Raw genomic sequence first — 26,771 nt, forward strand, 5'->3', positions numbered from 1 at the left:
GAAGCCCTGGCACCGGGTGTCAACGGCACCGGGCGAGCTGTGACGCGTTACCTCACCAGGAGGTCGAGGAGGCGGTCCACCTCGGCCGCGGGGTCGGCCGTCAGACCGGTGTGCACGGGCCCCGGCTGGACCACCGTGGAGCGCGGCGCGATGAGCCAGCGAAAGCGCCGCCCCGCGTCGTCGCGCTCGGCCTGGCCGGCCGCTTCGCCGCCCTCACAGATCCGCTCGACGGCGGCGAGCGCCGCCTTGACGCCACCGACGTCGGCCGCCGGGTCGAGCGCCAGCAGCTTGTTCGCGTCGAGGTGCGTGCGGGCGGCGACGAAGGACTTGGCGCGGCAGTAGAGCACCACGCCCGCGTTGAACTGCTCGCCGCGCTCCACCCGGGGCACGACACGCACCAGCGCGTACTCGAAGACGTCCCGGTCTCTCACTTGGTGGCCCCCTTCGGCCGCGGCTCGCCGAGGGCGATGCGCTGGTGGATGGTCTCGGCGCGCGGCAGCAGCGCCGCCACGTAGGCGCGGCGCACGTCGTCGGGGCCCTCGAAGCCGGGCTCGTCGACCAGCCATACGTCGGGCACCTGCGCGGCGACCTCGGTGAGCAGTTCCTCGGTGACGAGCGGGGCGAGTTCGGCGGCGGCCGAGGCCACGTCGGGCCCGAAGGGGGCGAGGACGTGGTCCGAGGCGTCGTACGGCTTGGTGGCGGCGCTGTGGGCCGTGCGCCAGTTGTGGTGCCAGATCATGCTGGCGCCGTGGTCGATGAGCCACAGGTCGCCCCGCCGGACCAGCAGGTTCGGGTTGCGCCAGGACCGGTCGACGTTGTTGATCAGTGCGTCGAACCACAGGACGCGTCCCGCCTCGCCGGGGTCGACGTCGTGGGCGAGCGGGTCGAAGCCGAGCGCGCCCGACAGGAAGTCCATGCCGAGGTTGAGCCCGCCGCTGGACTTGAGGAGTTCCTGCACCTGCTGGTCGGGCTCGCCGAGGCCGATCACGGGGTCCAGCAGGATCTGCGCCAGCCGGGGCACCCGCAGCCCCAGGCGGCGCGCCAGCTCTCCGCAGATCACCTCGGCGACGAGCGTCTTGCGGCCCTGCCCGGCGCCGGTGAACTTCATGACGTACGTCGCGTACGCGCCGTCGGCGTCGGCGGTCTCGACGACGCCGGGCAGCGATCCGCCCTCCCGCAGGGGCGTGACGTAGCGGACCGCGGTGACTTCGGTGAGCATGGCCCCAGGTTACGTCTGCGAAGGGCCTGTTCGATCACCTGCCCCGCTGCCCGCAGCGCCCGCCCTGGACTTCCCGCACACCGTCGCGGCGGGAGTCGGACTTCGCGAGAGATCGCCCGGGCGCGTGAACGCGGCGCCCGGTGGATCCGTACCCCTGGGCATGACGACTTCCGAAGAAACCGTCCCCGGGCCCGGCCGCCGCACCGTCGTGGCCACGATCGGCGCGGCGGGGCTGGCCGCCGCCCTCACCGCGTGCGGCGACGAGGAGAAGGACTCCTCCGAACCGGCGGGCGCCCAGGCGCCGAAAGGCGGCGGCGCCGGGACCGTGCTCGCCAAGACGTCGGAGATTCCCGTGGGCGGCGGCAAGATCTTCAAGGACGAGGGGGTGGTGGTCACCCAGCCCACCAAGGGGCGGTTCAAGGCCTTCTCGAACCTGTGCACCCACAAGAAGTGCCCGGTGTCGAGCGTCGAGGGCGGCACCATCAACTGCCCGTGCCACGGCAGCAAGTTCAACATCGCCGACGGCAGCGTCAAGCAGAACCCGGCGCCGAGCCCGCTGCCCGTGGCCGAGATCTCCGTGGACGGCGACACGATCAAGCTGGCGTAGGCCCGTTGCCTGGCGAGGGGACGCCGTCTTGTTCCTGTCTGGTCCCGCTTCCTGTCCCGGCGCGGCGGACCCTACGGTTTGTGGGTCACCCAGAGCAGTTCGGCCGGCCAGCGGTGTGCCCAGTCCGGTGGGTCGGTCTCGTTGTAGCCGTTGGGCGTTCCGCGTTCGGGCCGCGGCTCGATGAGGTCGTCGATGACGAGACCCGCGCCGCGCAGGACCCTGACCCAGTCGCCGTAGGTGAGCTGGAAGCTGGTCGCGCCGTCGCCTTCGGCAATGGTGTCCAGCCCGAAGTAGTCCTGCCGCAGCGTCGTGGTCACGCGGCCGGCGGCCTCGTCGTAGCAGGCCTCGAACCATGGGCTGGCGACGTTGAACACCAGCCGCCCGCCTCGGCCGAGCACGCGTGCGGCCTGCGGGACGGCCAGGTGCGGGGGCGCCCAGCTGAGCCCACCGAAGTCGCAGAACACCAGGTCGAAGCTGTCGTCGGCGAAGGGGAGTTGTTCGGCGGCGCCTTGCACCAGCGGATAGCGGGCCGCTCCCATCGCGCGGGCGGCTGCCGCGAGTTGGGCGTCGCACAGGTCGAGCCCGACCACGTCGGCGCCCTCGGCGGCGAGCGCCCTGGACCACTGGCCGGCGCCGCAGCCGAGTTCCAGGACGCGCTTGCCGGCCACGTCGCCGAGGGCGCGCAGGTGGGCGTCGGGAATGGAGTACATGCCCCAGAGCCGGGGTGCGGCGCCGATGCGCGGGTCATGCTCGTGCTGGTAGGCGCCGCTGATCCGGTTCCACAGCCGCCGGTTGGCGGGGATGCTGTCCACGCGCCGACTCCAGCACCGGGTGCCGACGGCGGTCAACCGATTTAGGCACCGGCCCGCCCTCGCCCCGGTCCGGCCCTGGGTCGCCACGAGACGAGGGGAGGTCTGCGAGCCGGGGATCAGGGTGCCGACGGCGCCGGGGCGGGCGTGTTGCGGTGCCGGACGAAGATCGCTGTGGGGATCGCGAGGACGAGGAGGACGCTGCCGCCGACCAGTAGTCCCAGGTGGACGGCGTCGGTGAAGGCGCGTGCCACGGCGTCGCTGACGGTGTGGGCCAGCGGGGGCGGCAGCGAGGTGGCGCTGCCGCCGTGGACGGCGCCGTCGGCTATCCGGGCGGCGTCCTGGGCCGGGATGCCCGAGGTGATCAGCCGGTCTTCCAGGTAGCCGGGGAATCGGGTGGTGACGATGGTCCCGAGGACGCTGGGGCCGAGTACGGAGCCGATCTGGCGGAACATGTTGACGGTCGCGCTGGCCATGCCGGCCTGCGTCCGCGGCACGCTGTTGACGGCCGCCGCCGTCGAGGGGGCGGTCAGCAGTGCCGAGCCGACGCCTGCGAGCAGCAGGCCGGGCCACAGCGCGTGGTAGCCGGTGAAGGGGCCGACGGCCAGCAGGGCCAGCGCGCCGCCGCCCAGCATGACGAGGCCCGCGGTCAGCATGACGGTGACGCCCGTCTTCCGCACGAGGCGGACGGCGAGCGCGCTCACGACGATGTAGGTGGCGAACATGGCCAGCAGCCGGACGCCCGTGGCGAGCGCGGACAGCCGCTGGACCCGCTCCATGTACAGGACGGCGAGCAGGGACGTGCCGACGAAGCCGAACATCGAGGCCGCCGCCACACCCATCACCGCCGTGTAGGGGGCGTTGCGGAACAGACGCAGGTCCAGCATCGGGTCGTGGTGGCGCGTCTCGACGACGACGAAGAGGACGAGGGAGACGGCGAAGACGCCGTACATGGTGAGGATGCGGCCGGAAGCGTAGCCGGAGGAGCCGCCCTCGATGATGGCGTAGGTCGCGGACGCGATCATGACGGTGCCCGTCAGCACGCCGGCGAGGTCCAGACGCCGGGTCGGGTGCTTCGTCTCGGTGACCATGAACGGGGTCAGGAGCACCGTGACCGCGCCGATCACCACGTCGATCAGGTACACGGCGTGCCAGGTGAAGCCGTCGAGCAGCAGTCCGGCGCCGAGCGGGCCCACCGCGAGCCCGAGGCCGGAGCAGCTGGCCCAGGCGCCGATCGCCTTGGTCCGCTGCTGCGCGTCGGTGAAGGAGTGGCTGACGATCGACAAGCTGGCGGGCAGGACCGCCGCGCCGCCGATGCCCATGACCGCCTGCGCGGTGATCAGCAGTGCCGCGCTGTCGGCGGCGTGCGCCAGCAGGCTGCCCGCGGTGAGCACCACCGCTCCGCCGAGGAAGACCGCGCGGCGTCCGACCAGGTCGGCCAGGGTGCCGGCGAACATCACCAGGGAGGCGACGACCAGGGAGTAGGCGCTGGTCACCCAGACCAGGGTGCTCGCGGTCGGGTGGAGGTCCTGCTGGATGGCGCCGAGTGCGCCGATGGTGGAGGAGACGTTGACGAACGCCATCATCACGCCGAGGCAGACGGTGAAGACGCCACGCCAAGGGTGGGCGGGTGTCGCGGCGGTCGGGGCGGCGGGAGGGAGCGCGGTGCGCACACCGGATAGCTGGCTGCTGTTTTGCATAGCCAGGAAAGTAGCAGCCTGACTTCTGAAAAAGCTAGCCAGGTTAGAATGTGTTCATGGAACGCGCTGACCTGCACGACGAATACGACGAAGACACGGTGTTCACGCGCACCGGCGAGTTCGCCGACCGCGACGCCTTCACGGCGGCCGGCTGGTGCGCCATGGAACGGGCCCTGGAAGTGGTCGGCACGCGCTCGGCGATGATGCTGGTCAGGGAGGCGTTCTACGGCGGGCGCCGCTTCGACGACCTGGTCCGGCGCACCGGGCTCGCGGAGACGGCGGCCGCCAAGCGGCTGCGGCAGCTGGTGGCCGACGGCCTGATGGAACGGCGCCCCTACCGGGAGCCGGGCGCGCGCACCCGGCACGAGTACGTGCTGACCGAGCGGGGCCGCTCCCTGTTCCCGCTGTTCGTCGCGCTGATGAACTGGGGAAGCGCGGACGGCGGTCGGAGCGGGGTCGAACTCGCGCACGCCGGATGCGGTGAGACGCTCCTCCCGGCCGTGCGGTGCGCGGCGGGCCATGACGTGGGCATCGAGGAGACCGAGGTGCGGCTCAGGCCGGGACGCTCTTGAGCCGCCGCCGTCACTCCCAGACGTCGAGGATCTCCCGCGTGCCGGTGATGGTCGCGACCAGGGCGAGGGTGTTGCGGACCATCGCGGGGGTGTAGTCGGCGGGCACTCCCGCGATGGCGTCGGCGGGGACGACGGCGGTGTAGCCGAGGTTCACGGCGTCGAACACGGCGTTCGGTATGGCGACGTTGGCCGAGACCCCGGTGACCAGGAGGGTGCGGCGGCCGAGGTTGCGCAGCAAGGCGTCCACGTCGGTGCCCGCGAGGGGCGAGAGGCCGTGCAGCCGGCGTACGACGAGGTCCTCGTCGGCGACCTCGATCGGCGGTGCCACGCGTACGGCAGACGTGCCTTGGAGCTGGCGCACCGGGAGCCGTTCGGCGGCGCGGAAGAGCCGGGCGTTGCGGCCGGCCCCGCGTCCGTCGGGCCGTCGTTCGGCGACCGCGTGCAGGACCTGTACGCCCCTGCGGTGGGCGCCCGCCACGAGGCGCGCCACGTTGTCGAGGGCGCCGGACGAGCGCGCCTGCTCGGCGAGTGCGGGCAGCGCGCTCTCCGGGCCGACGACGCCCCGCTGGCACTCGACGGTGAGCAGCGCCGTGGTGGCGGGGTCGAGGATCTCCTTGAGCTGCTCGTACGACGGCATGATTCCCCCTGTCGCGTCCGTACGGGGTGTCCGGCGCCCGGCGGGCGGTCGGCTCCGAAGTGCGCGCGAGGCTAACGGCCATTGCGTCACGAAGGAAGAGCCGCCATCCTTGCCTGACGCTCGGTCAGTCGGTGGGCGGTACACGCCAGTCGGGAGGACGCATGGCCGCCGTACAGCGCCGGGGGCGCAGGATCATGATGACGGCGGAGGAGATCGACGCGTTCCTCTCCTCGGAGCGCACTTGCCGGGTGGCGACGGTCTCCGCCGAGGGCGCCCCGCATGTCAGCGCGCTCTGGTTCGCCTGGGACGGCACGTCGCTGTGGCTGTACTCGATCACGCGCAGCAGGCGTTGGGCCGATCTGCGCCGGGATCGGCGGGTGGCCGTGGTGGTCGACACGGGCGAGGAGTACGGCGAGCTGCGCGGCGTCGAACTGTCGGGCACCGTGGAATTTGTCGGGGAAGCGCCGCGTACGGGCGAGCCGTGCCCGGAACTCGACGCCCCCGAGCGGTTGTTCGCCCGCAAGCTGTTCGGGGTGGACGAGATGCCGCACGACGGCCGCCACGCCTGGATCCGGCTGACGCCGGACGCGATCACGTCCTGGGACTTCCGAAAACTGGCCTCTTTGTAGGCGCGCGGGGGTTTGCGCGACGCCTGCCCTAGGTTGGCGCGTACGGGCCTGCTCGAACGCCTGCCCAAGGTAGGCGCGCCGGGGGCCGCGCAAACGCCCGCCCAAGGTAAGCACGCCCGGGCCCGCTCGAACGCCTGCCCAAGCCTCGCCCAGTCCCCGTACAGGCCCCCACCGCAGGCCCCCGTCCGAACGGGCCCGCCCGAGATCCCGCTCCCGGCGCCCACGCACCCCCGCGCCCAGCAACGGCCCCGCCCCCACTCCCCCACGGCCGCCTACCGCAGCCCCGCGCCCGCCGCCCGTAGGGCCTCCGCCGCCGCTCTGATGGACGGGCGGCGGTCCGCGTCCGCCCGCCAGACCACGTACACGTGACGCCGCACCCGGTGCCGCACCGGGACCGCGCGCACGCCGGTCGGCATCGGGTCGCGGCCCAGCCGGGGGGCCACGCAGACGCCGAGGCCCGCCGCGACCAGCGCGAGCTGGGTGTGGTGCTCGACGGCGCGGTGGGCGATCCGTGGCTCGACGCCCTTGCCGCGCAGCGTGAACAGCAGCCACTCGTCGCAGAACTCGCCCTCCGCCCAGGTGATCCACTCGTCGTCCGCGAACTCCTCCAGGTCGACCTCGGAGCGGTCCGCGAGCGGATGCGCGGCCGGCATCGCGATGTCGGCGGGGTCGTCGAGGAGGGGCGTCTTGACCAGGCCGTCCGGGATCGGCAGCGGCTTGTTGTACCAGTCCAGGACCACCGCCATGTCGATGTCGCCGCGCACCACGGCCGACACGGCGGGCACCGGCTCCAGCTCGCGGCAGCCGATCCGCAGCCCGGGGTGATCGGCCCGCAGCGCCGAGAGCGCGGCGGGCAGCAGACCGCGCATGGCCGTGGGGAACGCGGAGATCCGCAGCTCACCGACCGCCTTGCCGCGCTGCTCCTCCAGGTCGGCCTGGGCCAGGGCGACCTGGGAGAGGATGCGCGCCGCGTGCTCGGCGAGCAGCCGCCCCGCGTCGGTCAGGCGCACGCCCCGGCCGTTCTTGGCGAGCAGCTGCTGGCCCACCTCCCGCTCCAGCTTCGTCATCTGCTGGGACACCGCGGACGTGGTGACGTGCAGGCCCGCGGCGGCGCCGCTCACGGAGCCGTGCCGGGCGAGGGCGTCGAGCGTACGCAGGCGCTCCAGGTTCAACATGTAAGCGATGCTACGCGATACTCCGCATGAAATATCGCTTGTGCTAAGAGATCATCGAGGCGCATCGTGGTCCGCATGAGCACACCCCCCACCCCTTCGATCGCCCCCACCGCCGGGCCGGGGCAGCAGCACCCGGGATCCGTCGACGCACCCGCCGTCGAGCGCTCGGGTCCGGTCGGCGCCCCCACCGCGAAGCCGCCCGTGCCGTCCGCTCTCGACTGGCGGATCCGCTTCGGGCTCCTCTCGCTGATCTGGGGCTTCAGCTTCCTGCTGATCAAGGTGGGCACGGAGGCGTACGCGCCTTTCCAGGTCACCCTGGGGAGGCTCGTGTTCGGCACGCTGGTGGTCGCGGCGGTGCTCGTGGTCAAGCGGCAGCGGCTGCCGCGCGGGACGCGGACCTGGCTGCATCTGGCGGTGGCCGCCCTGCTGCTCAACGCGCTGCCGTTCTCCCTGTTCGCGTACGCGGAGCTGACGATCCCCTCCACGCTCGCCGGGATCTGCAACGCCACGTCGCCGCTGTGGGGCATGGCCCTCTCGCTCGTCGCGCTCTCCGAGGACCGCCCGACGCGGCGTCGCGTCGCGGGTCTCGGGCTCGGCTTCTTCGGCGTGCTGACGGTGCTGGGCGTCTGGCAGGGCTTCAGCGGTGTCGACCTCGCGGGCACGGCGATGGCGCTGCTCGCCTCGCTGAGCTATCCGATCGGCTGGATCTACGTCCGCCGCACCCTGGCCGGCTCGGGCCACTCGAACTTCTCCCTGACCGGGGCCCAGATGCTGCTCGCGACGGCCGAACTGGCCGTGGTGACCCCGCTGTTCACTTCCGTGCCGACCAGCTTCCCGGTGGCGCCGATGCTGGCGGTCATGGCACTGGGCGCGCTCGGCACCGGGCTCGCCTTCCTGCTCCAGTACTCGCTGGTGGACGACGTCGGCCCGACCACCGCACAGATGGTCACCTACTTCGTGCCCGTCATCGCGACCGCCGCGGGCGTCGCCGTGCTCGGCGAGTCGCTCAGCTGGTCGACGCCGGTCGGCGCGGTGATCGTACTGGCGGGTGCGGCGCTCACCCAGTCCCGGCCGCGCGCGGCGAGGGGCGCCCGGGACGCCGGGGCACGCTCACCCCGGCCGTGATGCGGGGAGGCGGCCACCCCCGTCACTCGTAGCGTCGTGGCGACGCGGGCCCGACCGCCGAGGCCACCGCGTCGGCCACCCGCTCGACGTCCTCGTCGGCGAGCGCCGCGACGGTGATCCGCACCCCGGGCGGCGCGCTCAGCCGGAAGCGCGCCCCCGGGGCGACCGCCCAGCCGGCGTGCAGCAGGCGGGCCACCGCCCCGGTCTCGTCGGGAACCGGCACCCATACGTTCATGCCGCTGCGCCCGTTCGCCGGCACCCCCCGCTCGGCGAGCGCGGCGATCAGCGCGTCGCGCCGGCGCCCGTAGGACGCCGCCACCACGCCGGGGTCGACCGCGCCGTCGGCCCACAGCCGCACCACGGCGCGCTGGAGCAGCCGGCTCACCCAGCCGGGACCGAGCCGCTGGCGCCCCTGCACCCGGTCGACGGTGACGGGGTCGCCGGTGAGCACGGCGAGCCGCAGATCGGGCCCGTACGCCTTGGCGGTCGAACGCACCAGCACCCAGCTGCGGGTCGCCCCGGCGAGCGGATGCAGCGGCAGGTCGACGATGCCGTGGCCGTGGTCGTCCTCGATGAGCAGCACCTCCCGGTGTGCGGCGAGCACCTCGCGCAGGGCACGCGCGCGTGCCGCGGTCACGGCGGCGCCGGTGGGGTTCTGCGCGCGGTCCGTGACGATGACCGCGCGGGCCCCTCCGGACAGGGCGCGTTCCACGTCGGCGGGCAGCGGCCCCTCGTCGTCCACCCCGACCGCGAGCGCCCGCAGCCCGAGGGCCGAGACCAGGTCGAGGAGGCTTCCCCAGCCCGGGTCCTCCACGGCCACGGCGTCGCCGGGCTTGAGGTGGGCGGCGAGCACCCTCTCGATGGCGTCGAGCGAGCCGGAGGTGACGGCGACGGGTCCGGCCGGGACGCCGTCGGCGTCGAAGGCCACGCGCGCGTGCCGTTCGAGTTCCGGATCGACGGCCTCCTCCCCGTAGAGGACCGCCCGCTCGTCGCCCTGTGCGGCGGCCGCGGCGAACGCCCCGGCGAGCGCGGGCAGCAGCCGGCGGTCCGGGTTCCCCTGAGACACGTCCCGCACCCCGGGCGGCGCTTCCACCCGGATCAGCTCGCGCGCGGTCGTGGCGGGCTTCGGTCGTACGCGGCTGCCGCGCCGCCCCGCCGTCTCGATCACTCCGCGCTCACGCAGCGTGCGATAGGCGGCCGCGACGGTATTGGGGTTCACCCCGAGCCGGGCCGCCAACTCCCGCATGGGCGGCAGCGGTTGCCCCGGCTCCAGACCGCCGTCCCCCACGGCCCGCTCCACGCTGGCCGCGATATCCGCTGCGCGCCGGCCTTCGATCCGATAGTCTCCTAGCACAAAGATGAGTATGCACTAGTGCAATAGCCAAGGCAATACGACGTGACGGCGCACCCACGGCTGCTCAGCACGCACGCGTCAGTAACCGGATCAGTACAGGGAGAACCATGCAGACGACGCCGACCACCCCCGACGCCGCCTCGCCGGACAGCGCCGCCTACACACCGACCGACCGCACGGTCCCGACCCGCTCGCGGGAGCGCGCCTCGTACGACCGTGAGACGGTGCACGCGATACTCGACGAGGCCTATGTCTGCCACCTCGGCTTCGTGCGCGAGGGCTCCCCTGTCGTGCTGCCGACGCTCTACGGACGCGTCGGTGAACGCCTGTACGTGCACGGTTCGACGGGCTCCCGGCCGCTGCGCATGGCGGGCGAGACCCAGGAGGGCCAGGAGGATCCGGGCCTCCCGGTGTGTCTGACCGTCACCCATGTCGACGGCCTGGTCCTGGCCCGCTCCGCCTTCCACCACTCGATCAACTACCGTTCCGTCGTGGTCCACGGCATCGCCCACCAGGTCACGGACCCCGAGGAGAAGCGGACCGCCCTGGACGCGCTCGTGAACCACGTCGTGCCGGGCCGCGCCGCCGACTCCCGCCCCGCCAACGCCAAGGAGCTGGCGGCGACCGCCGTGCTCCGCCTCGACCTGGACGCGGTCTCGGCGAAGGCCCGCACCGGCGGCCCGCACGACGAGCCGGAGGACCTGGACCTCCCCCACTGGGCAGGCGTGCTCCCCCTGCAAAGGGGGCACGGCGGCCCGATCCCTTCCGCCGATCTCGCGCCGGGCGTCGACGTCCCCGATTACCTCGTCGACCTCTGATGCTGATCCACCCCTGGGACGCCGCCCGCAGCGACACGGAGTGGCAGGAGTGGCTCGCCGCCCACGACTTCGGCCAGCTCGCCGTCAACGGCCTGCCCGGCGAGCCGCCGCACGTGCAGCCCCTGCACTTCGCCTACGAGGCCGGACACGGCGAGCGCGGCAGGGTGCTGACCCACCTGGCCCGGCCGAACCCGCTGTGGCACGCCCTGGAGGCCGACCCGCAGGTGCTCCTGAGCGTGGTCGACGACTACGTGTTCGTGCCGGGCCCCTGGCAGGCGGCACCGGACGGCCCGGCCGAGCACGGCGTGCCCACCAGCTTCTACGCCGCCGTCCAACTGCGTTGCACGGCCCGCGTCGTCGATGACCCCGAGGAGACGGCGGACATCCTGAACCGCCAGGTCCGGCACTTCCAGCCGGACGGCGGCTCCGCGCACGCCGCTGTGGGCGAGGCCCCCTTCGGCCGCATGCTCTCGGGCATCCGCGCGCTGTGCCTGGAGGTGACGGACGTACGGGCCAAGTTCAAGTACGCGAACCACCGGTCGGAGGAGGTGCGGGAGCGCATCGCCGCCGGGCTCGCCGAGCGGAACGGCCCGGGCGACGCGGCAGCCCTCGCGCACCACCTGCGCCGCCGCGACGGCTGAACGCCGGTGGCGGGGCGGACCAGCGACTTCACGCCCCGCCCCGCCCACGCATCGGCCGCTCCGGTACACGGGCACTATCCGCCGCCCCGCCCCGGCCTCCCCGCCCCTACACCGGCGTCACTTCCCGCCGCGCCGTCACCTCTCGCCGGGCCGTGATCGCGCCCCGCGTCTCCGCGACCGCGAGCCCGGTCACCGCGGCCAGCATCAGCACCGTGCCGACGACCGTCGTCGCCGTCAGTTCCTCGCCGAGCAGCGCGACCGCGATGACGGCGGCGCCGACCGGCTCCAGGAGGGTGATCACGGAGACGGTCGCGGACCGCACGACGGCGGCCCCGGCGAAGTACAGCGTGTACGCGATCGCGGTGGGCACGGCGGCGATGTACAGCAGGCAGCCGGCCACACGCGTGAGGTCGGCGGTGTGCGGCACCAGCCCTTCGGCGCCCGCGAGCGGCAGCAGGCAGAGCGCGACGACGGCGAACGACCAGACAGTGATGTCGGCCGCGTCGGTGCCGCCGTCGCGGCCCCACCACCGGGTGACCAGCGTCATCGCCGCGTAGGCGGCAGCGGACACCAGCCCCCAGGCCACCCCCGCCGGACGCACCGTCGCGCCGCCGGCGTCACCGCCGCCGAGGACGAGCACCACGAGCCCGGCGAGGGCGCCCACGACGGCGACGGCTCCCCCGGCGCCCAGCCGCTCCCCCAGCGTGAGCCGCGCGCCCAGGGCGATGAGGACGGGCCCGGCGCCCATGGTGACGACGGTGCCGACGGCGAGGCCGGTCGTGTCGACAGCCGCGAAGTAGGCCGTCTGGAACACCGTGAGGGCCACGCCGGTCACGACGATCCGCCGGACCCGCCGGCCGAACGGCACCGGGTTCAGGGCCCGGCCCGTCGCCCCGTAGTGCCTGGTCCGGCGCGGCCGCGCCAGGCGCGCGGCGAGCAGCAGGACGAACCCGCCCGCGCACCGCCAGAAGGAGAGGCCGACCGGCCCCATGTCACTGGACCGGAAGACCAGCGCGGCGGCGGCACCGGCGGTGCCCCAGGCGGTCCCGGCGATGATCAGATAGAGGAGGCCTCGCCCGACGGGCAGGCCGAGTACGGCATTCGACACGTGAGTTCTCCGCAGCAGAGAAGGATGGGTTGACTCCGTCTGCGGGCAGCACCGTTCCGCCCGGCCAACGGCCCGGGCGATTCCGTGGGCACCCCGCGCTAGGCGGCGGGGGGCGGAAGAACGCGTGCTCGTGAATGCATGATCAGCACACTAGGTCGCGCTGCCGCTGCGCGACAACCGCGTTTCGGGATCCGGCACCGCACCCTGCGCGCCGGAGCCGCCGGCCTCAACGACCACGTCAGCCTCAACGGCCTCAGCGGCCCCTGCCACCCCGGCTGCTCCGGCTGCCCCGACCGCTTCGGACTCCTTCGCGGGTGCCGACGACTGCGCGATGAACGCCCCCGCGAGGACGACGGCGCCCCCGACGATCTGCGGCGCCGAGAGGTGCTCGCCGAGGACCACCCAGGCGAGGGCGGTCGCGATGACGGCCTCCAGGCAGGCCACGACGCCCGCCACCTGCGGCGAGAGCCTGCGTACGGACAGCACCCCGGTGACGTACGCGACGACGGTCGCGACCAGCACGATCCAGCCCAGCAGCAGCCACGCGGGAACGGTCGAGCCGTCCAGATCCGCACCGCCCGCGAGCACGGACCAGTCCATGCGCCAGGGGCGCGTGACGGCGGTCAGCACCACGGTGCCGACGAGCAGGCCGTACGCGATGACGCCGAGGGGGTCCGGCGCGTCGGCGCCCGCGTCGCTGCCCTGGTCGGACAGGACGAAGTAGCCGACCTGGCAGCAGGCGGCGCCGAGGGCGAGCAGCAGTCCGACGGCGTCGAAGCTCAGGCCCGACCACACCTCCACGACGCACGCCAGGCCCGCGACCGCGAGGACGACGCCGAGGGCGGCGGCACGGGTCACGGGCCGGCGCTGCACGAAGCGCACCCAGCCGAGGACCAGCGCGGGCGCGAGGTACTCGACAAGGAGCGCGACGCCGACGGGGATCCGGGATATGGAGGCGAAGTAGCAGGCCTGGACGCCCGCCACGGCGAGCAGTCCGAACCCGGCGAGCAGCGCGGGCCTGCGCGGCGGCAGCCGGCGGTGCCGCCAGGCCACGGGCAGCATGACCAGGGCGGCGCCCGCCACCCGCAGCCAGACCACATGCAGGGGATCGAGACCCGCTTCGATCAGCGGCTTCGCCGCGACGCCGGAGCCTCCGAAGGCCATCGCCGACACCAGGGCGAGCCCCAGCCCGAGCCCTCGGCCCTGACTGCCCTTGGTCGCGTTTGAGATTCCCTTTGACGCCTGCACCGGCACATCATGACAGGCGGTGTCACGAGCGTCATCCGCCTTGACCCCTGTCTCAATCGGCGGACGCCGTGACTCCGTTCAGCGCGGTGTCGCCTCTCCGACCTGCGGCGTCGCGCGCCCCGTGCCGTGGCCGCCCGCGAATCCGTGGCCTCCGGACGCGTACTGCCGGCAGCCGGCCTCGACGCGGAGCAGCAGGACCTCGACGTCGACCCCGGCGCGCCCCAGTACCTCGACCGCCCGGCACTCCGGGTCGGCGGTGAGCCCGGCGAGCAGGTCCATGCCGAGGGCGCGCGGGTCGCCGCGCACGTCGGCGCGCTCCAGGGCCGCGTCCATCGCGGACAGGGCGGCGGGCGACCAGCCGGTGTCCTTCGCGTGCTCCTCGGCGGGCGTCACCACGGGCACGGCACCCGAGTCCTCGACGGTGCCCTGCCACTGGAGGCCGTAGCCGATGCTGCGCTGCACGAGGTAGCCGAGGAGGCGGACCACGTGCGCGCCGTTCTCGAAGACGGCGCGCACCTCGGGGTCGGTCTCCAGGAGGGAGTGCAGCAAGTGGGCGGTGTCGATCTGCCGGTCCCCGTCGCGCAGCGCCCGGCGGCGCGCCCCGGCCACCACGGAGGCCAGCTCCGGGCTGAGTCTGGAGTCGGGTTCTGCTCGGGTCGGGCCGGATTCGGCGCCGGAAGGGGTACGGCTGTGCACCTCTCCACCTCATCAACCCGCTCTGGCATATGCATCGGCGGCGGGAAGCATCTTCGTGTCCGACACAGGTTGGGCAGACATGGGTCGGTTGTCCTCCTTACGGATGAGATCCACTCGCCGCCCCCGGTGCGGCGCGCCGACTCGCCCGCCGCCCGGAGGGCAACCCCGGGCGGGCGTCAGCGGTCACACATGCATGGAGAGCAGGTTCTGGATGGTCGCTCTGCCTGCGGTCGACGGCAGGCAGTACGTCTATCGGGTCTACGCACCCGACGACGCGCTGCCCGCCGACCTGTTCTGGGACGCCTGGCACTGCCACGAGGAGAGCACGCTGCCGAGGGCGTCGGACCTGTTCGACGCGGCGGTCATACGGCATGTGGGGTAGCGGGGGCGTGAGGTGACCGGGGGCCGGTCCGCGCACCCGTGCCGCTGACCCACGGGGAGGGCTACCCCCGCGCGGTGCCGACGACGACGGTCGCGTACAGCTCCTCGTCCTCGACGACCCGCGCCGCCAGACCGGCCCGTTCGACGGCGGCGACGGCGGCGGGCACCTGCCCCTCGCTCGTCTCGAACAGCAGGTGGCCGCCGGCCGCCAGCCACTGCGGCGCCCCCTCGGTCACCCGGCGCAGTACGTCGAGCCCGTCGCTGCCGCCGTCGAGCGCCACCCGCGCCTCGTGGACGCGGGCCTCGGCGGGCAGCAGGCCGACTTCACCGGTTGGGACGTAGGGGACGTTGGCGAGCAGTACGTCGACCCGCCCGCGGAGGGCGGCGGGCAGCGGGGCGTAGAGGTCGCCTTCGTAGACCACGCCGTTGGCGCGGGCGACATTGCGGCGAGCGCAACGGACGGCCGCCGGGTCGATGTCGGCGGCGTGCAGTTCGACCCGGTCGAGGTGCGCGGCGAGGGCGGCACCGAGGGCACCCGATCCGCAGCACAGGTCGACGACGACGGCTTCGCGCCCGGCGAGCGCGGCGGCCTGGGCGACCAGGAACTCGGTACGGCGGCGCGGCACGAAGACACCCGGGTCGACGGCGATCCGCAGACCGCGGAACTCCGCCCAGCCGAGGACGTGTTCCAGCGGCAGCCCGCCCGCCCGGCGCTCCACCATGGCGGAGACCTCCTCCGGGGTGCGGGCGGTGGAGAGGATCAACTCGGCCTCGTCCTCGGCGAAGACGCAGCCGGCTGCGCGCAGGGCGGCGACCACGGAAGGGCGCTGCACGAGGAGCGACCAGGACCGAGAAGCGACGAAAGCCGACTCGGACGGAGACGACTCGTAGGGAGACGAACCTGAAAGAGACGAACCGATGGGAGACGAACCGACGGGAGACGAACCGAACGCGGAGAAAGAAGAAACCGACATGTGAAGAAAACCTTCCGGGATCCCGATGGGACTCCCTCGGATCACCTATGCCGGGTGAACCGCGCGGTCGCGAGAAGGGAGCGCCCGACCTGCTACTGCGGTAATGGGTCTCACCTCCACAACACGTCGCCTGCGTCCGTCACAGGGCACCAGAACAGTACCCCACCCCGCCCCGCGCCCCACGAGAGACACGAAGGCCGGCACGACCGGGCGGGCCAGTCCTGACGGTTCATCAGTATTGAATGTTCAAGCCCTCGGGGTTACGTTCCGCGACACCGCAGCTGCGGCTGTCGCAGCGCCCGACGCCAAGGGGTGTCCACATGGCCGAAGTCAGCGCGGAAGCACGGATGGAGGCGCCCGTCGAGAGGGTCTGGGCCCAGCTCACCGACCTCTCTTCATACGGCGCATGGAACGTCACCCACACCAACTTCCCCAAGGGCGCACCGGCCACGCTGGAGGAGGGCGGCACCTTCACGGAGAACATGAAGCTGATGGGCTTCCCCGCCGAGGTCGAATGGACGATCGAGGAACTGGCACCGGCCCACACCCTGGCCATCGCCGGAAAGGGCCCCATGGGTGTCCACGTCACCACCCGCTACACCCTCACGCCCGACGGCACCGGGACACTGGTCCGCATCGACGGCGAGTTCGTCGGCGCGGCGGTCTCCTTGATGGCGGGCAAACTGAAGGACTCGGCGACGGCCGCGCTCAACGAATCACTGCGCAAACTGAGCGCCTTGGTCTCCTGACCCACGCCCCGAAGACTCCGCGGGAGGCGACGGCTACGGGGATACAGGGGGCGAGGCCCCGCCCCGCGAGACCCTCACCGCCACCCGCACCCCGCATCCCGCACCCCGCTAGTCCTCAATCCTCATCGGCGAGGATCAAGTACAGCTTCTTGCGGGCGTCGTTGATGACGGAGACCGCCTTGTCGCGCTGCTCCTTGCTGCCGGTCTTCCAGACCTGGCCGAACGCTTCCATCAGGCCGAAGCCGGCCTGCCTGATCTCGTTCAGGGTGTCCCAGTCGACGCCGCGCCCGGCCTCTTCCCAGGGCGCGTCGGGCCCTTCGTCGGCCGCCGCACGCCCGGCTTCGGTGAGCGAGAAGAGCTTCTTGCCGCCCTCACTCGCGCTGACGATCAGACCCTCGTCCTCCAGGAGCTGCAGCGTCGGGTACACCGAACCGGGACTGGGCTTCCACGCCCCGCCGCTGCGCTCGGCGATCTCCTGGATCATCTCGTAGCCGTGCATGGGGCGGTCCCGCAGCAGGGCCAGGATCGACGCGCGCACATCCCCGCGCCGCGCCCTGCCCCGCGGACCGCCCCGCCCACCGCGACCACCCCAGGGTCCGCCGGGCCCCCCGGGCCCCCCGAAGCCAGGCCCGAACGGCCCGAACGCCCCACGCCGCCCCTCGAACCCGTCGAACCCCCCACTCCGGAAGCCCTCTCGCCCCTGACCCCCACCGGGCCCACCACGACGACCATGCCGGTGTCCGTGCTCGCGCCCATGCTCAAAACCATGCGAACGCACAGCGATCACTCCTCTTCCCACGTCTAGTTCCATCGCACCACTATCGCGATGCGTCAACGATATATCGGAACACTTACGCCGACAAGCCCTTGCCCGCTGCCCGCTGCAGATCTGCGACAGTGGACCCGCCCCGACGTCGCCCCCACGGAGGAGTCCGATGCCAGAGGTGGCCGTGCGCTTGGTAGATACCACTGACCGCCCCTTGGTGCAGCGGCTATGGCTGATGTTCCGCCACGACATGTCGGAGTTCGACGAGGCCCTTCCCGATGCCGACGGGACGTTCCACGCCGAGCGGCCCCATGTCGTGCTCACCGACCCCGACTGGGCGGCATACCTCTTGACACTTGACGCACGCCCAGCGGGCCTTGCCTTCGTCCGGGGCCTGACCGGCCCGAAGCGCGTGCTGAACAGCTTCTTCGTCGTTCGCGGGGCCCGCAGGGCGGGGATCGGCCTGCGCGCTGTGCCGCAGGTGATGGCCAGACACCCGGGCCCCTGGGAGATCGCCTTTCAGGACGCCAACGCAGGAGCAGTCCACTTCTGGCGACGCGTCGCCAGGGAGGTCGCTGGTGACGCGTGGACGGAGGAGCGCAGGCCAGTGAGCCACCGACCGGACCTGCCGCCCGACGTCTGGATCTCGTTCGACCAGAGCTGAGGCCCGCAGCCCAGCCTCGCCCCAAGCCAATCCGATCGTCACGATGTTCACGGCGCGATGCGCGCACCCCCTTGGCCGCCCCGACGGCGCCGAGCTTTGCCGCCGGCTGGTGACTCGGCGGCCGCACCCCGTGTCGGTTCACGCTGAAGCTTGGTCCAGCCGGACCAATCCCGCTTCCCATCCCACCAAGCCCCTCCCTTGAGAAGATCGAGGCATGACGGACTCACCCCCGCAGATCCACGCCCTCATCGTCGACGCCGCCGACCCCGAGCGGCTCGCCGCCTTCTGGTCCGAGCTGCTCGGCAGGCCGATCGTGAGCCGCATCGGCCCCTACGTGTGGCTGCGGCGCGAGCACGGCCTCGGCATCGGCTTCCAGCAGGGCGAGCAGCCCAAGCCGGGCAAGAACCGCCTGCACTTCGACCTCACCTCCGCCGATCCGGCCGCCGAGCAACAGCGGATCGAGGCGCTCGGCGGGCGCCGCCTGGAGGAGTACGACGACGGCGGGTTCCTGGTGATGGCCGACCCCGAGGGCAACGAGTTCTGCGTCATCCCCGACGGGCCCCTCGACATGGATGACGAGGGACGCGTGCACTACCTCTCCTGACGAATGGGCGGGCCCCTCGCCCCGCAATAGGCCGGTCAGCCGCAGCAGCAACCACGGGCGCAGCCGCAGCCTCAACTGGCCCATTAACGCAGTCCGGCCTCCCCACCCCACCGACTCGCACCACCAAACCAGTCCAACAATCCAGTCCACCCACCCCCAATTGGCCTTACCCCTCCTCCCCGACGGCCCTCTACCGTCAGTTCCATGCCGACTTCCCAGCAGCTCCGCATCGTCGACGCCTTCACCGACCGCCCCTTCGCCGGCAACCCGGCCGGGGTCCTGCTCCTGGACGCCTTCCCCGACGACACCTGGCTGCAGCACGTGGCCAGGGAGGTCAACCACGCCGAGACCGCCTTCGCCCACCGCCTCCCCGAGGGCGGTGAAGCGGACTGGGCGCTGCGCTGGTTCACGCCGACCACCGAAGTCGACCTCTGCGGCCATGCCACTTTGGCCACCGCCCACGTCCTGAACACCACCGGCGCCACCAGTGACACGCCGGGCCCCGTCCGCTTCGCGACACGCAGCGGCGTCCTCACGGCGACGGCCCACGACGACGGCTCCCTCACCCTCGACTTCCCGACCGCCCCGCTCACCGCGACCGCCATCCCGGACGGCGTCGCCGAAGCGCTGGGCGCCGAACCGCTCGCCGCGCTCGACACCGGCCCGTACATCGGCGACCTGCTGGTGGAGCTCGCCGACGAGAAGACGGTCCGGGCGCTCACCCCGGACCACAAGGCCCTCGTACGCCACTCCGAACGCGGCATCATCGCCACGGCCCGCGCCGAGGACCCGTCCCGTGGCTACGATTTCATCTCGCGTTGCTTCTTCCCGCGCGTCGGCATCGACGAGGACCCGGTGACGGGCAGCGCGCACACGGCGCTCGCCCCCTTCTGGTCCGAGCGCCTCGGCCGCGCCGAGCTGACGGGCCTCCAGGCCTCGCCCCGCACCGGCCTGGTCCGCACCGAGCTGCGCGGGGACCGCACCCTCCTGACGGGCCGCGCGGTCACGGTCATCGAGGGCCGGCTCTTCGCCTGACGGCGCCGGCCACCGGAGGCACCGGCAACCGGCGGCCCCAGCATCCGGTGATCCCGGCATCCCCATATGGCCCTCACGGGGACGTACGACGAAATCGTGTGTCCCCGTAGGGCCGCCCCTCACGAAGGCGTCGGCAGCCACCCCACCTTCCCCGCGAGCAGCGCGTAACCGACGAACGCCCCGATGTCCAGCAGCGAATGGGCGACGACGAGCGGCCCGACCCGCCCCCACCGGCGGTAGAGCAGGGCGAAGACCACGCCCATGACCACGTTCCCGAGGAACCCGCCGACGCCCTGATACAGATGGTACGAACCGCGCAACACCGAACTGCCGATCAGCGCGGCCATGGGCGTCCACCCCAACTGCCCGAGCCTGCGCAGCAGGTAGCCGACCACGATGACTTCCTCCAGGACCGCGTTCTGCACGGCGGAGAGCACGAGGACCGGGTACTTCCACCACACGTCCGGCAGCGCCTCCGGCACCACCGTGAGGTTAAAGCCGAGCCCACGCGCCGCGAGGTAGAAGGCGATCCCCGTGCTGCCGATCACCGCCGCGATCGCCGTGCCCCGCCCCAGGTCCGGCGAGGGCCGCGCCCGGTCGAACCCGATCGTGCGGAAGCCCGCGCCCTCCCTCAGCAGGAAGTGGGCGACCAGCGCGACCGGCACCAACGCGCTGGCGATCCCGAACAACTGCCACGCGAGGTCGAGCCACGGCCGCCCCGGAGCCGCCGACGCGTTCAACGTGGCCGCCTGGTCCTTCAGACCACCCGGCCTGGTGACCGACCCGACAAAGCTGATCAGGGCCGACACACCACTCGCCCCGAGCGACAGGGCCAGGACGAGCAGCGTCTCGTTCCGCAGGGTCCGCCGCGTCGGCCCGGCCGCTGAAAGAGAACCGGCCATCGGCCCCGGCTCCACGTGCACTTACGCCTCCAATTGAGTGATCCCGCCTCGTGCCCATCCTCGCCCACCAGGGTCTCGGAAGGAGGCGCGAGGACCGCACGACAGGAGGACATCACTACCAGTCACGGGAGACACACCGGCAACAGCCCCATCAGCGCCGACGTTCAGGCATACGGCATCGTCCCGCCAGGAACCACCGAAGGAGTACACGTCGCTGCGGCGGACCAGGACCGCCCCCTCAGCCCGCCCGCCCCGCCGATCCGAGGAGCCCCACGGGCCACGTATGCACCGGCTCCCCCTCATGCATCAGCCGGCAGTAGCGCCGCGTGGTCTCGGCCAGGGCGGCCTCCCTGGTGAGTCCGCCCTCCAGGGCGCGGTGGTACGTCGCCGCCTGCCACGACGCGCCGTTGACCCGTCGCCGGCACCGCTCCTCGATCACCCCGAGGTACAGATCCCGGTCAGCCGGCTCCACCCCCCACGCGTCGAGCCCGGCGGCCGCGAGCGGCAGCAGTTCGTCGCGTACGAGATCGACGGCAGGCACCTCGACGGTCCCTCCGAGTCGGCCGCGCCGGGGCCACCGCAGCCGGGCGTCGATGCCGTGGCGGCACGCCACGTCGAAGTTCCGGGCGGCGGCCTCGAAGGGCAGCCGGGTCCACACGGGCCGCGCCTCCTCGGCCAGCGCCCGCACCAGCCCGTAGTAGAACGCGACATTGGCGATGACGTCGGTGACGGTCGGCCCGGCGGGCAGCACGCGGTTCTCGACGCGCAGATGCGGGACGCCGTCGGCGATGCCGTACACCGGCCGGTTCCAGCGGTAGACGGTGCCGTTGTGCAGGACGAGTTCGCCGAGCTGCGGCACTCCGCCCGCGTCGAGGACGCCCAGCGGGTCCTCCACGTCCATCAGGGGCAGCAGAGCGGGGAAGTAGCGGAGGTTCTCCTCGAAGAGTTCCAGGGGCCCGCTGATCCACCGCTCCCCGAACCAGGTGCGCGGCCTGACCCCTTGGGCCTGCAGCTCGGGCGGGCGCGTGTCGGTGGACTGCAGGAACAGCGGGGGCCGCGACTCGCGCCACAGCTCGCGGCCGAACAGGAACGGCGCGTTGGCGCCCACGGCCACCTGCGCCGCGGCGATGGCCTGCGCCGCGTTCCACACATCGGCGAACCGGCCCGGGGTGACCTGGAGATGCAGTTGCACGGACGTGCAGGCCGCCTCCGGCGCGATCGAGGCCGAGGTGCAGGTCAGCCGCTCCACGCCCTCGATGTCCAAGGCGAAACTCTCCCCGCGCGCCGCCACTATCTGCTCGTTCAGCAGGGCGTAGCGGTCCACGTCGGACAGGTTCGCGGAGACCATGTCGGCTCGGTTCACCGTCGGGAGTATGCCGATCATGACGATGCCGGCGCCCAGCTCGTTCGCTTTCCTGTGGGCGTAGTTGAGTCCCGTGCGCACTTCTTCGGCGAGCCGGTCGAGAACGCGCCCGCCGAGCCGGTGCGGGGCGATGTTCACTTCCAGATTGAACATTCCGAGTTCCGTCTGGAAATCCCGGCTCGCGATACGCTCGAGAACCTGCGCATTCAACATTCTCGGCAGACCGTCGGGCCCCGCTAGATTCAGCTCGATCTCCATGCCCATCAGATTCCTGGGCCGGTCGAAGCGCTCCTCCTCCAACAATCGCTCCAGCCCCGCCAGGCACGCCCGGAGCTTGACGCGGTACTGGTGGCGATCGGACAGGTCGAACGCGCCCGCCACGACCTTCTCCCCCATCGAAGCGTCCCTCCTCGCATGGGCAGCCAAGGGTCCGGCCGCTGTGTACGGGGGATGATGCCCAGGCAATGTGATCGATAACGCCCCCTTCCGGCCGTTGAACCAGTACGCTCGACGCGTGGGCGCGAGGCACATTCACGCGGCATGCGGCAAAGCGCAGGTTCCGTTCCGGAGAGTGTGGTCAAAAAGACCGATGGGAATCGGCCGACCGCTTCCCCGGCGAAATGCGAGGTCACACAAGTGGGGCCCCGATGAAATCGGGATGAACTCCTCGTGAGGGCGACCGGATATCTCCTTGCCCGCAATATCGAGTACGTCTAGCTGAAACATGGTTCGAACACGTCTCGTATAAACTCCGCAATCTAGGCAGAGAGTTGGCGCTCGCGGTCCCCCGGCCCCCGCCCCTCTGACCCAGAGCTGACAGCGCCGTCACGCACCTGCCCCCGCCCCGCTGTGCCTGTCGAACGAGAGAGGCGACCCACCATGCCGCTGCATGTCCTCCCGGCCCCCGCGCCAGCCCTGCGCAGCGTTCTCGCGGCACTCGGTTCCCCCACCGCCGTACGCGAAGCCCGCACCCCGGCACTGCGTGCCGCCCAGGGAACCGTGGCCCCCGAACTCCCGCTGCCCCTGCATGTGTTGGGCCGCGCCACCGCCGATGGCACCTCTCCCACCCGCCTCACCGGCTGGCGCTTCATGATCCGCGGCGGGGAGCGCGCCCTCGCCGCGGCGGACACCATGCTCACCCCCGACGGCTGGGCCTTCTCGCACTTCTTCGAGGGCCCCTACATCGCCTCCACGGAACGGGCCCTGCGGCACGCCGAGACCATGCCGACGCCCTGCCAACCCCGGCTGCTCTCCGTGCCGGAGCTCTACATGCTCACCCTCTGGCTGCACCGCGACTGCACGGACGAGGGCACCGACGCCCCGCTCGACGCCGCCGATCTGCTCGTGCCCCTCGCCCCCGCCCCGCCCGGCATCGCCGCCCATCGCCCGCATCGCGTCGCCGAGTTGCTGCCCGTCCTGGCCCACCGGCTGACCCCGTCGACCCCGTCCCCTTTGCTGGGCTCGCCCGCCTGACACCCGCGCCCCCGCGCCCACTCGTGCCCCGCCGCCCCCCCCTCGGCCGCGGGGCACGACGCCGCCCCCACCCAGGTGGACTAGCCCGGACGGGCCATGGGTGAACCACCCGAAGAGAAGCCGGAGTTGGGCTGAACCGGCCGGGCGGGTGATACGTCATCAATCAGTAAGAACCGCTGCAGCAAAATCCCTGCGGATTGACGCCCGGAGGGCAACACTGGGATCGGACCGACTACAACGGGGGGGGCGGTCATGCATACCGCATCGAGCCACAGGACCGACGTCACAGCCATCTCACCGCAGCGAAAGAACCCTTCCATGTGCCAGCACCAACCACCGTGCCCGACAGCCGACTCCGCCGACCGGGAAGCCGCGCTCCTCATGGCGAGCCACCCGGAACAGGGCTGGAGCCTGCTGTGCAACGGCGTCCTGCTCTTCGAGGACACCGGTGAGCTGCTGCCGGACGGCCAGATCATCGCCCCGCACCGACCGCTGGGCACCGACCGGATCATGACGGCCGCCTGACACCGCACACGGCACGTACAGCACACCGAAAGACCGAGGGGCCGGCCCGGAGAGACTCTCCGCACCGGCCCCGACGCATGCCCGTGACCCGGGCCCCGTCATCAGTCCTCGTAAGCATCCAGCGGCGGGCAGGAGCAGACGAGGTTCCGGTCGCCGTACGCCTGGTCGATCCGGCGGACCGGCGGCCAGTACTTGTCGGACGCGACGACACCGGCCGGGAAGACGGCCTCCGCACGGCTGTAACCGTGCTCCCAGTCACCGCCGAGCGCGGCCGCGGTGTGCGGCGCGTTCCGCAGCGGGTTGTCGTCGGCGGCCCACTCGCCGGAACCCACCTTCTCGATCTCCCGGCGAATGGCGATCATCGCGTCGCAGAACCGGTCGATCTCGGCGAGGTCCTCGCTCTCCGTCGGCTCGATCATCAACGTCCCCGCGACCGGGAACGACATGGTCGGGGCGTGGAAGCCGTAGTCGATGAGCCGCTTGGCGATGTCGTCGACACTGACGCCTGTCGCCTTGCTGATCGGCCGCAGGTCGATGATGCACTCGTGCGCGACGAGCCCGGCGGGGCCCGTGTAGAGCACCGGGTAGTGCGGCTCCAGGCGCTTGGCGATGTAGTTCGCGGAGAGCACCGCGACCTGGGTGGCGCGCTTGAGCCCCTCGCCGCCCATGAGACGCACGTACGACCAGGAGATCGGCAGGATTCCGGCGGAGCCCCACGGCGCGGCGGAGATCGGGCCGACACCGGTCTTCGGGCCCGCGGCGGGCTGCAGGGGGTGGTTCGGCAGGTACGGCGCGAGGTGCTCGCGCACACCGACCGGGCCGACCCCGGGACCGCCGCCGCCGTGCGGGATGCAGAAGGTCTTGTGCAGGTTCAGGTGCGAGACGTCGCCGCCGAAGTGCCCCGGCTTGGCGAGACCCACCAGCGCGTTGAGGTTCGCGCCGTCGACGTACACCTGACCGCCGGCCTCGTGCACCTCCGCGCAGATGTCGGCGACGTGCTCCTCGAACACACCGTGCGTCGAGGGGTACGTGATCATGAGCACGGCCAGCTCGTCGCGGTGCTTGGCGATCTTCGCACGCAGGTCGTCGGCGTCGATCTCACCGTCGTCGGCGGTCTTCACGACGACGACCTTCATGCCGGCCATCACGGCGCTCGCCGCGTTCGTGCCGTGCGCGGAGGACGGGATGAGGCAGACGGTGCGCTGGTCGTCGCCGTTGGCCCGGTGGTAGCCGCGGACGGCCAGCAGGCCCGCCAGCTCGCCCTGCGACCCGGCGTTGGGCTGGAGCGAGACCTTGTCGTACCCGGTCACCTCGGCGAGGCGCTCCTCCAGCTCACGGATGAGCGTGAGGTAGCCCTGCGCCTGCTGGGCGGGCGCGAACGGGTGCAGCTGCCCGAACTCGGGCCAGGTGACCGGCTCCATCTCGGTGGTCGCGTTGAGCTTCATGGTGCAGGAGCCCAGCGGGATCATGCCGCGGTCGAGCGCGTAGTCGCGGTCGGCCAGCTTGCGCAGGTAGCGCAGCATCGAGGTCTCGGAGCGGTACTGGTGGAAGACCGGGTGCGCGAGGTACTCGTCGGTGCGGAGCAGGCCCTGGGGGAGCGTGTCCGAGACGGTGGCGTCCAGCGCGTCGACGTCGGCCTCGACGCCGAAGGCGCTCCAGACCGCGGCCAGTTGCTGGCGGGTGGTGGTCTCGTCGCAGGCGAGCGAGACGTGGTCGGCGTCGACGCGGTGGATGTTGACGCCGCTCTCACGGGCGGCGGTGACGAAGTGCTCGGCCTGGCCGGGCACGCGCACGGTCAGCGTGTCGAAGTACGCGCCGTGGACGACCTCGACCCCGCCCTCCTTGAGGCCGGCGGCGAGCAGTGTCGCGTAGCGGTGGGTGCGCCGCGCGATGGACTTCAGCCCGTCCGGGCCGTGGTAGACCGCGTACATTCCGGCCATCACCGCGAGCAGCACCTGAGCGGTACAGATGTTGCTGGTGGCCTTCTCGCGGCGGATGTGCTGCTCACGGGTCTGCAGCGCCAGCCGGTACGCCTTGTTGCCGTCGGCGTCGACGGAGACGCCGACGAGCCGCCCGGGCAGGCTGCGGGCGAACTTCTCGCGCACCGCCATGTAACCGGCGTGCGGGCCGCCGAATCCCATCGGCACACCGAAGCGCTGCGTCGTGCCGACCGCGATGTCCGCGCCCAGCTCACCGGGCGAGGTGAGCAGCGTCAGGGCGAGCAGGTCGGCGGCGACGGTGACGACGGCACCCAGCTCGTGCGCCTCGTCGATCAGCGGCTTGATGTCGCGTACGACACCGGAGGCGCCCGGGTACTGCACCAGTACGCCGACGACACCGCGCTCGGCGACCTCGGCCGGGATGCCGGTGCGCAGATCCGTGACGACGATCTCGACGCCGGTGGGCTCGGCACGCGTCTGGATGACGGCGATGGTCTGCGGCAGGGTGTCGGCGTCGACGAGGAAGACGCCGTCCTTGACCTTGCCCATGCGCCGGGACAGGGCCATGGCCTCGGCGGCGGCCGTGCCCTCGTCGAGCAGCGAGGCCCCGGAGGTGGGCAGGCCGGTCAGCTCGGCGACCATGGTCTGGAAGTTCAGCAGCGCCTCCAGCCGGCCCTGGGAGATCTCCGGCTGGTACGGCGTGTACGCGGTGTACCAGGCGGGGTTCTCCATCACGTTCCGCAGGATCACCGGCGGCGTGAAGGTGCCGTAGTACCCGAGCCCGATCATCGAGTCGAGCACCTGGTTGCGGTCCGCGAGGGAGCGCAGCTCGGCGAGGACCTCGGCCTCGGTGCGGGCACCGGGAAGCTTCAGCGCCTCGGCGTTCTTGATCACATCCGGCACCGCGGCGGCCGTCAGCTCGTCGAGCGAGCCGTATCCGACCTGGGCGAGCATCTTCGCCCGCGCTTCCGCATCGGGCCCTATGTGCCGCTGCTCGAAGGGGATGCCCTGTTCGAGCTCGGAGAGGGGGATGCGATTGGTGGCAGTCATTGCGGAG

The 26,771-nt window shown here is 72.1% G+C and carries 28 protein-coding genes; 13 read left to right on the forward strand and 15 right to left on the reverse strand.

All coding sequences use genetic code 11. The annotated features are described in order from the left end of the window. Positions 1 to 47 precede the first annotated feature (47 nt). Entirely contained in the window at positions 48 to 431 is a 384-nt protein-coding gene (locus tag ABZ385_RS22695) for a DUF3037 domain-containing protein (protein ID WP_358912875.1), read from the reverse strand. After that, positions 428 to 1,219 (reverse strand): HipA family kinase, encoded by a 792-nt coding sequence (locus ABZ385_RS22700; RefSeq protein WP_358580632.1) that lies wholly within the window; start codon positions 1,217 to 1,219, stop codon positions 428 to 430. Before ABZ385_RS22700 ends, ABZ385_RS22695 begins: the two co-directional genes overlap by 4 nt. 160 nt (positions 1,220 to 1,379) lie before the next feature. On the opposite strand from ABZ385_RS22700, the gene ABZ385_RS22705 reads away from it, so the two are divergent. Then, positions 1,380 to 1,826 carry a Rieske (2Fe-2S) protein gene (locus tag ABZ385_RS22705; RefSeq protein ID WP_358912877.1) on the forward strand — a complete coding sequence of 149 codons (447 nt, stop codon included), beginning with the start codon at positions 1,380 to 1,382 and terminating at the stop codon, positions 1,824 to 1,826. A gap of 71 nt (positions 1,827 to 1,897) precedes the next feature. Here the strand turns inward: ABZ385_RS22705 and ABZ385_RS22710 are convergent, their stop codons facing one another. Next, positions 1,898 to 2,638 (reverse strand): methyltransferase domain-containing protein, encoded by a 741-nt coding sequence (locus tag ABZ385_RS22710; RefSeq protein ID WP_358912879.1) that lies wholly within the window; start codon positions 2,636 to 2,638, stop codon positions 1,898 to 1,900. Between the two features lie 116 nt (positions 2,639 to 2,754). Then, the gene (locus ABZ385_RS22715; RefSeq protein WP_358912881.1) at positions 2,755 to 4,335 is read right to left on the reverse strand and encodes an MFS transporter; all 1,581 of its coding nucleotides are present in this window, start codon (positions 4,333 to 4,335) and stop codon (positions 2,755 to 2,757) included. 56 nt (positions 4,336 to 4,391) lie between these two features. Here ABZ385_RS22715 and ABZ385_RS22720 point away from each other — a divergent pair, with 56 nt between their 5' ends. Next, complete coding sequence (locus ABZ385_RS22720) at positions 4,392 to 4,907, forward strand: helix-turn-helix domain-containing protein (RefSeq protein WP_358580622.1); 516 nt, start codon at positions 4,392 to 4,394, stop codon at positions 4,905 to 4,907. 10 nt (positions 4,908 to 4,917) lie between these two features. On the opposite strand, the gene ABZ385_RS22725 is transcribed toward ABZ385_RS22720, so the two are convergent. Further along, positions 4,918 to 5,544, reverse strand: coding sequence for a cysteine hydrolase (locus ABZ385_RS22725; protein WP_358912883.1), 627 nt, complete (start codon positions 5,542 to 5,544; stop codon positions 4,918 to 4,920). A gap of 161 nt (positions 5,545 to 5,705) precedes the next feature. Here ABZ385_RS22725 and ABZ385_RS22730 point away from each other — a divergent pair, with 161 nt between their 5' ends. Beyond that, positions 5,706 to 6,173: a pyridoxamine 5'-phosphate oxidase family protein gene (locus tag ABZ385_RS22730; protein WP_358580617.1), complete on the forward strand. Its 468-nt coding sequence runs from the start codon at positions 5,706 to 5,708 to the stop codon at positions 6,171 to 6,173. A 272-nt stretch (positions 6,174 to 6,445) separates the two neighbouring features. Here ABZ385_RS22730 and ABZ385_RS22735 read toward each other — a convergent pair whose 3' ends face one another. Next, complete coding sequence (locus ABZ385_RS22735; RefSeq protein ID WP_358580615.1) at positions 6,446 to 7,348, reverse strand: LysR family transcriptional regulator; 903 nt, start codon at positions 7,346 to 7,348, stop codon at positions 6,446 to 6,448. 75 nt (positions 7,349 to 7,423) lie between these two features. Between ABZ385_RS22735 and ABZ385_RS22740 the strand changes: the two genes are divergently transcribed. After that, complete coding sequence (locus ABZ385_RS22740) at positions 7,424 to 8,473, forward strand: DMT family transporter (RefSeq protein WP_358912885.1); 1,050 nt, start codon at positions 7,424 to 7,426, stop codon at positions 8,471 to 8,473. Between the two features lie 22 nt (positions 8,474 to 8,495). Here ABZ385_RS22740 and ABZ385_RS22745 read toward each other — a convergent pair whose 3' ends face one another. Then, positions 8,496 to 9,827 carry an aminotransferase class I/II-fold pyridoxal phosphate-dependent enzyme gene (locus ABZ385_RS22745; RefSeq protein WP_358912887.1) on the reverse strand — a complete coding sequence of 444 codons (1,332 nt, stop codon included), beginning with the start codon at positions 9,825 to 9,827 and terminating at the stop codon, positions 8,496 to 8,498. Positions 9,828 to 9,934: 107 nt separating this feature from the next. On the opposite strand from ABZ385_RS22745, the gene ABZ385_RS22750 reads away from it, so the two are divergent. Together ABZ385_RS22750 and ABZ385_RS22755 are read left to right on the forward strand one after the other, a co-directional pair. Next, on the forward strand, positions 9,935 to 10,645 hold the full coding sequence (locus tag ABZ385_RS22750) for a pyridoxamine 5'-phosphate oxidase family protein (protein ID WP_358912889.1): 711 nt from the start codon (positions 9,935 to 9,937) through the stop codon (positions 10,643 to 10,645). Continuing rightward, a complete protein-coding gene (locus ABZ385_RS22755) occupies positions 10,645 to 11,286 on the forward strand; it encodes an FMN-binding negative transcriptional regulator (RefSeq protein ID WP_358912891.1) in 642 nt (213 codons plus the stop codon). Before ABZ385_RS22750 ends, ABZ385_RS22755 begins: the two co-directional genes overlap by 1 nt. 106 nt (positions 11,287 to 11,392) lie before the next feature. Here the strand turns inward: ABZ385_RS22755 and ABZ385_RS22760 are convergent, their stop codons facing one another. The 3 genes from ABZ385_RS22760 to ABZ385_RS22770 form a co-directional block, all read right to left on the reverse strand. Then, entirely contained in the window at positions 11,393 to 12,394 is a 1,002-nt protein-coding gene (locus ABZ385_RS22760) for an EamA family transporter (protein ID WP_358912892.1), read from the reverse strand. 150 nt (positions 12,395 to 12,544) lie between these two features. Then, complete coding sequence (locus ABZ385_RS22765; RefSeq protein WP_358912894.1) at positions 12,545 to 13,558, reverse strand: EamA family transporter; 1,014 nt, start codon at positions 13,556 to 13,558, stop codon at positions 12,545 to 12,547. A 162-nt stretch (positions 13,559 to 13,720) separates the two neighbouring features. Continuing rightward, positions 13,721 to 14,338, reverse strand: a complete 618-nt coding sequence (locus ABZ385_RS22770; RefSeq protein ID WP_358912896.1) for a Clp protease N-terminal domain-containing protein — start codon at positions 14,336 to 14,338, stop codon at positions 13,721 to 13,723. Between the two features lie 193 nt (positions 14,339 to 14,531). Between ABZ385_RS22770 and ABZ385_RS22775 the strand changes: the two genes are divergently transcribed. Continuing rightward, positions 14,532 to 14,720 carry a hypothetical protein gene (locus ABZ385_RS22775; protein ID WP_358580599.1) on the forward strand — a complete coding sequence of 63 codons (189 nt, stop codon included), beginning with the start codon at positions 14,532 to 14,534 and terminating at the stop codon, positions 14,718 to 14,720. A gap of 61 nt (positions 14,721 to 14,781) precedes the next feature. Here ABZ385_RS22775 and ABZ385_RS22780 read toward each other — a convergent pair whose 3' ends face one another. Next, positions 14,782 to 15,552: a putative protein N(5)-glutamine methyltransferase gene (locus ABZ385_RS22780; RefSeq protein ID WP_358580597.1), complete on the reverse strand. Its 771-nt coding sequence runs from the start codon at positions 15,550 to 15,552 to the stop codon at positions 14,782 to 14,784. A gap of 461 nt (positions 15,553 to 16,013) precedes the next feature. On the opposite strand from ABZ385_RS22780, the gene ABZ385_RS22785 reads away from it, so the two are divergent. After that, on the forward strand, positions 16,014 to 16,442 hold the full coding sequence (locus tag ABZ385_RS22785) for an SRPBCC family protein (RefSeq protein ID WP_358912898.1): 429 nt from the start codon (positions 16,014 to 16,016) through the stop codon (positions 16,440 to 16,442). Between the two features lie 115 nt (positions 16,443 to 16,557). On the opposite strand, the gene ABZ385_RS22790 is transcribed toward ABZ385_RS22785, so the two are convergent. Then, positions 16,558 to 17,253, reverse strand: coding sequence for a PadR family transcriptional regulator (locus tag ABZ385_RS22790; RefSeq protein WP_358912900.1), 696 nt, complete (start codon positions 17,251 to 17,253; stop codon positions 16,558 to 16,560). Positions 17,254 to 17,377: 124 nt separating this feature from the next. On the opposite strand from ABZ385_RS22790, the gene ABZ385_RS22795 reads away from it, so the two are divergent. The 3 genes from ABZ385_RS22795 (at position 17,378) to ABZ385_RS22805 (ending at position 19,511) form a co-directional block, all read left to right on the forward strand. Next, complete coding sequence (locus tag ABZ385_RS22795) at positions 17,378 to 17,872, forward strand: GNAT family N-acetyltransferase (RefSeq protein WP_358912902.1); 495 nt, start codon at positions 17,378 to 17,380, stop codon at positions 17,870 to 17,872. Between the two features lie 214 nt (positions 17,873 to 18,086). Next, complete coding sequence (locus ABZ385_RS22800) at positions 18,087 to 18,476, forward strand: VOC family protein (protein ID WP_358580574.1); 390 nt, start codon at positions 18,087 to 18,089, stop codon at positions 18,474 to 18,476. 204 nt (positions 18,477 to 18,680) lie between these two features. After that, positions 18,681 to 19,511 (forward strand): PhzF family phenazine biosynthesis protein, encoded by an 831-nt coding sequence (locus ABZ385_RS22805; RefSeq protein ID WP_358580571.1) that lies wholly within the window; start codon positions 18,681 to 18,683, stop codon positions 19,509 to 19,511. A gap of 119 nt (positions 19,512 to 19,630) precedes the next feature. On the opposite strand, the gene ABZ385_RS22810 is transcribed toward ABZ385_RS22805, so the two are convergent. Both ABZ385_RS22810 and ABZ385_RS22815 read right to left on the reverse strand, forming a co-directional pair. Then, the gene (locus ABZ385_RS22810) at positions 19,631 to 20,413 is read right to left on the reverse strand and encodes a type II CAAX endopeptidase family protein (protein ID WP_358912904.1); all 783 of its coding nucleotides are present in this window, start codon (positions 20,411 to 20,413) and stop codon (positions 19,631 to 19,633) included. Between the two features lie 238 nt (positions 20,414 to 20,651). Next, positions 20,652 to 22,172 carry a glutamate--cysteine ligase gene (locus ABZ385_RS22815; protein ID WP_358696180.1) on the reverse strand — a complete coding sequence of 507 codons (1,521 nt, stop codon included), beginning with the start codon at positions 22,170 to 22,172 and terminating at the stop codon, positions 20,652 to 20,654. Between the two features lie 483 nt (positions 22,173 to 22,655). On the opposite strand from ABZ385_RS22815, the gene ABZ385_RS22820 reads away from it, so the two are divergent. After that, positions 22,656 to 23,249, forward strand: coding sequence for a hypothetical protein (locus tag ABZ385_RS22820; RefSeq protein WP_358696179.1), 594 nt, complete (start codon positions 22,656 to 22,658; stop codon positions 23,247 to 23,249). Between the two features lie 318 nt (positions 23,250 to 23,567). Continuing rightward, positions 23,568 to 23,774, forward strand: coding sequence for a DUF5999 family protein (locus ABZ385_RS22825; RefSeq protein ID WP_358580562.1), 207 nt, complete (start codon positions 23,568 to 23,570; stop codon positions 23,772 to 23,774). Between the two features lie 101 nt (positions 23,775 to 23,875). Here ABZ385_RS22825 and gcvP read toward each other — a convergent pair whose 3' ends face one another. Continuing rightward, entirely contained in the window at positions 23,876 to 26,764 is a 2,889-nt protein-coding gene (gcvP, locus tag ABZ385_RS22830) for an aminomethyl-transferring glycine dehydrogenase (protein WP_358912906.1), read from the reverse strand. Between the last annotated feature and the right edge of the window lie 7 nt (positions 26,765 to 26,771).

The organism is Streptomyces sp. NPDC005898 (genome assembly GCF_040629635.1).
Taxonomy (GTDB): Bacteria; Actinomycetota; Actinomycetes; order Streptomycetales; family Streptomycetaceae; genus Streptomyces.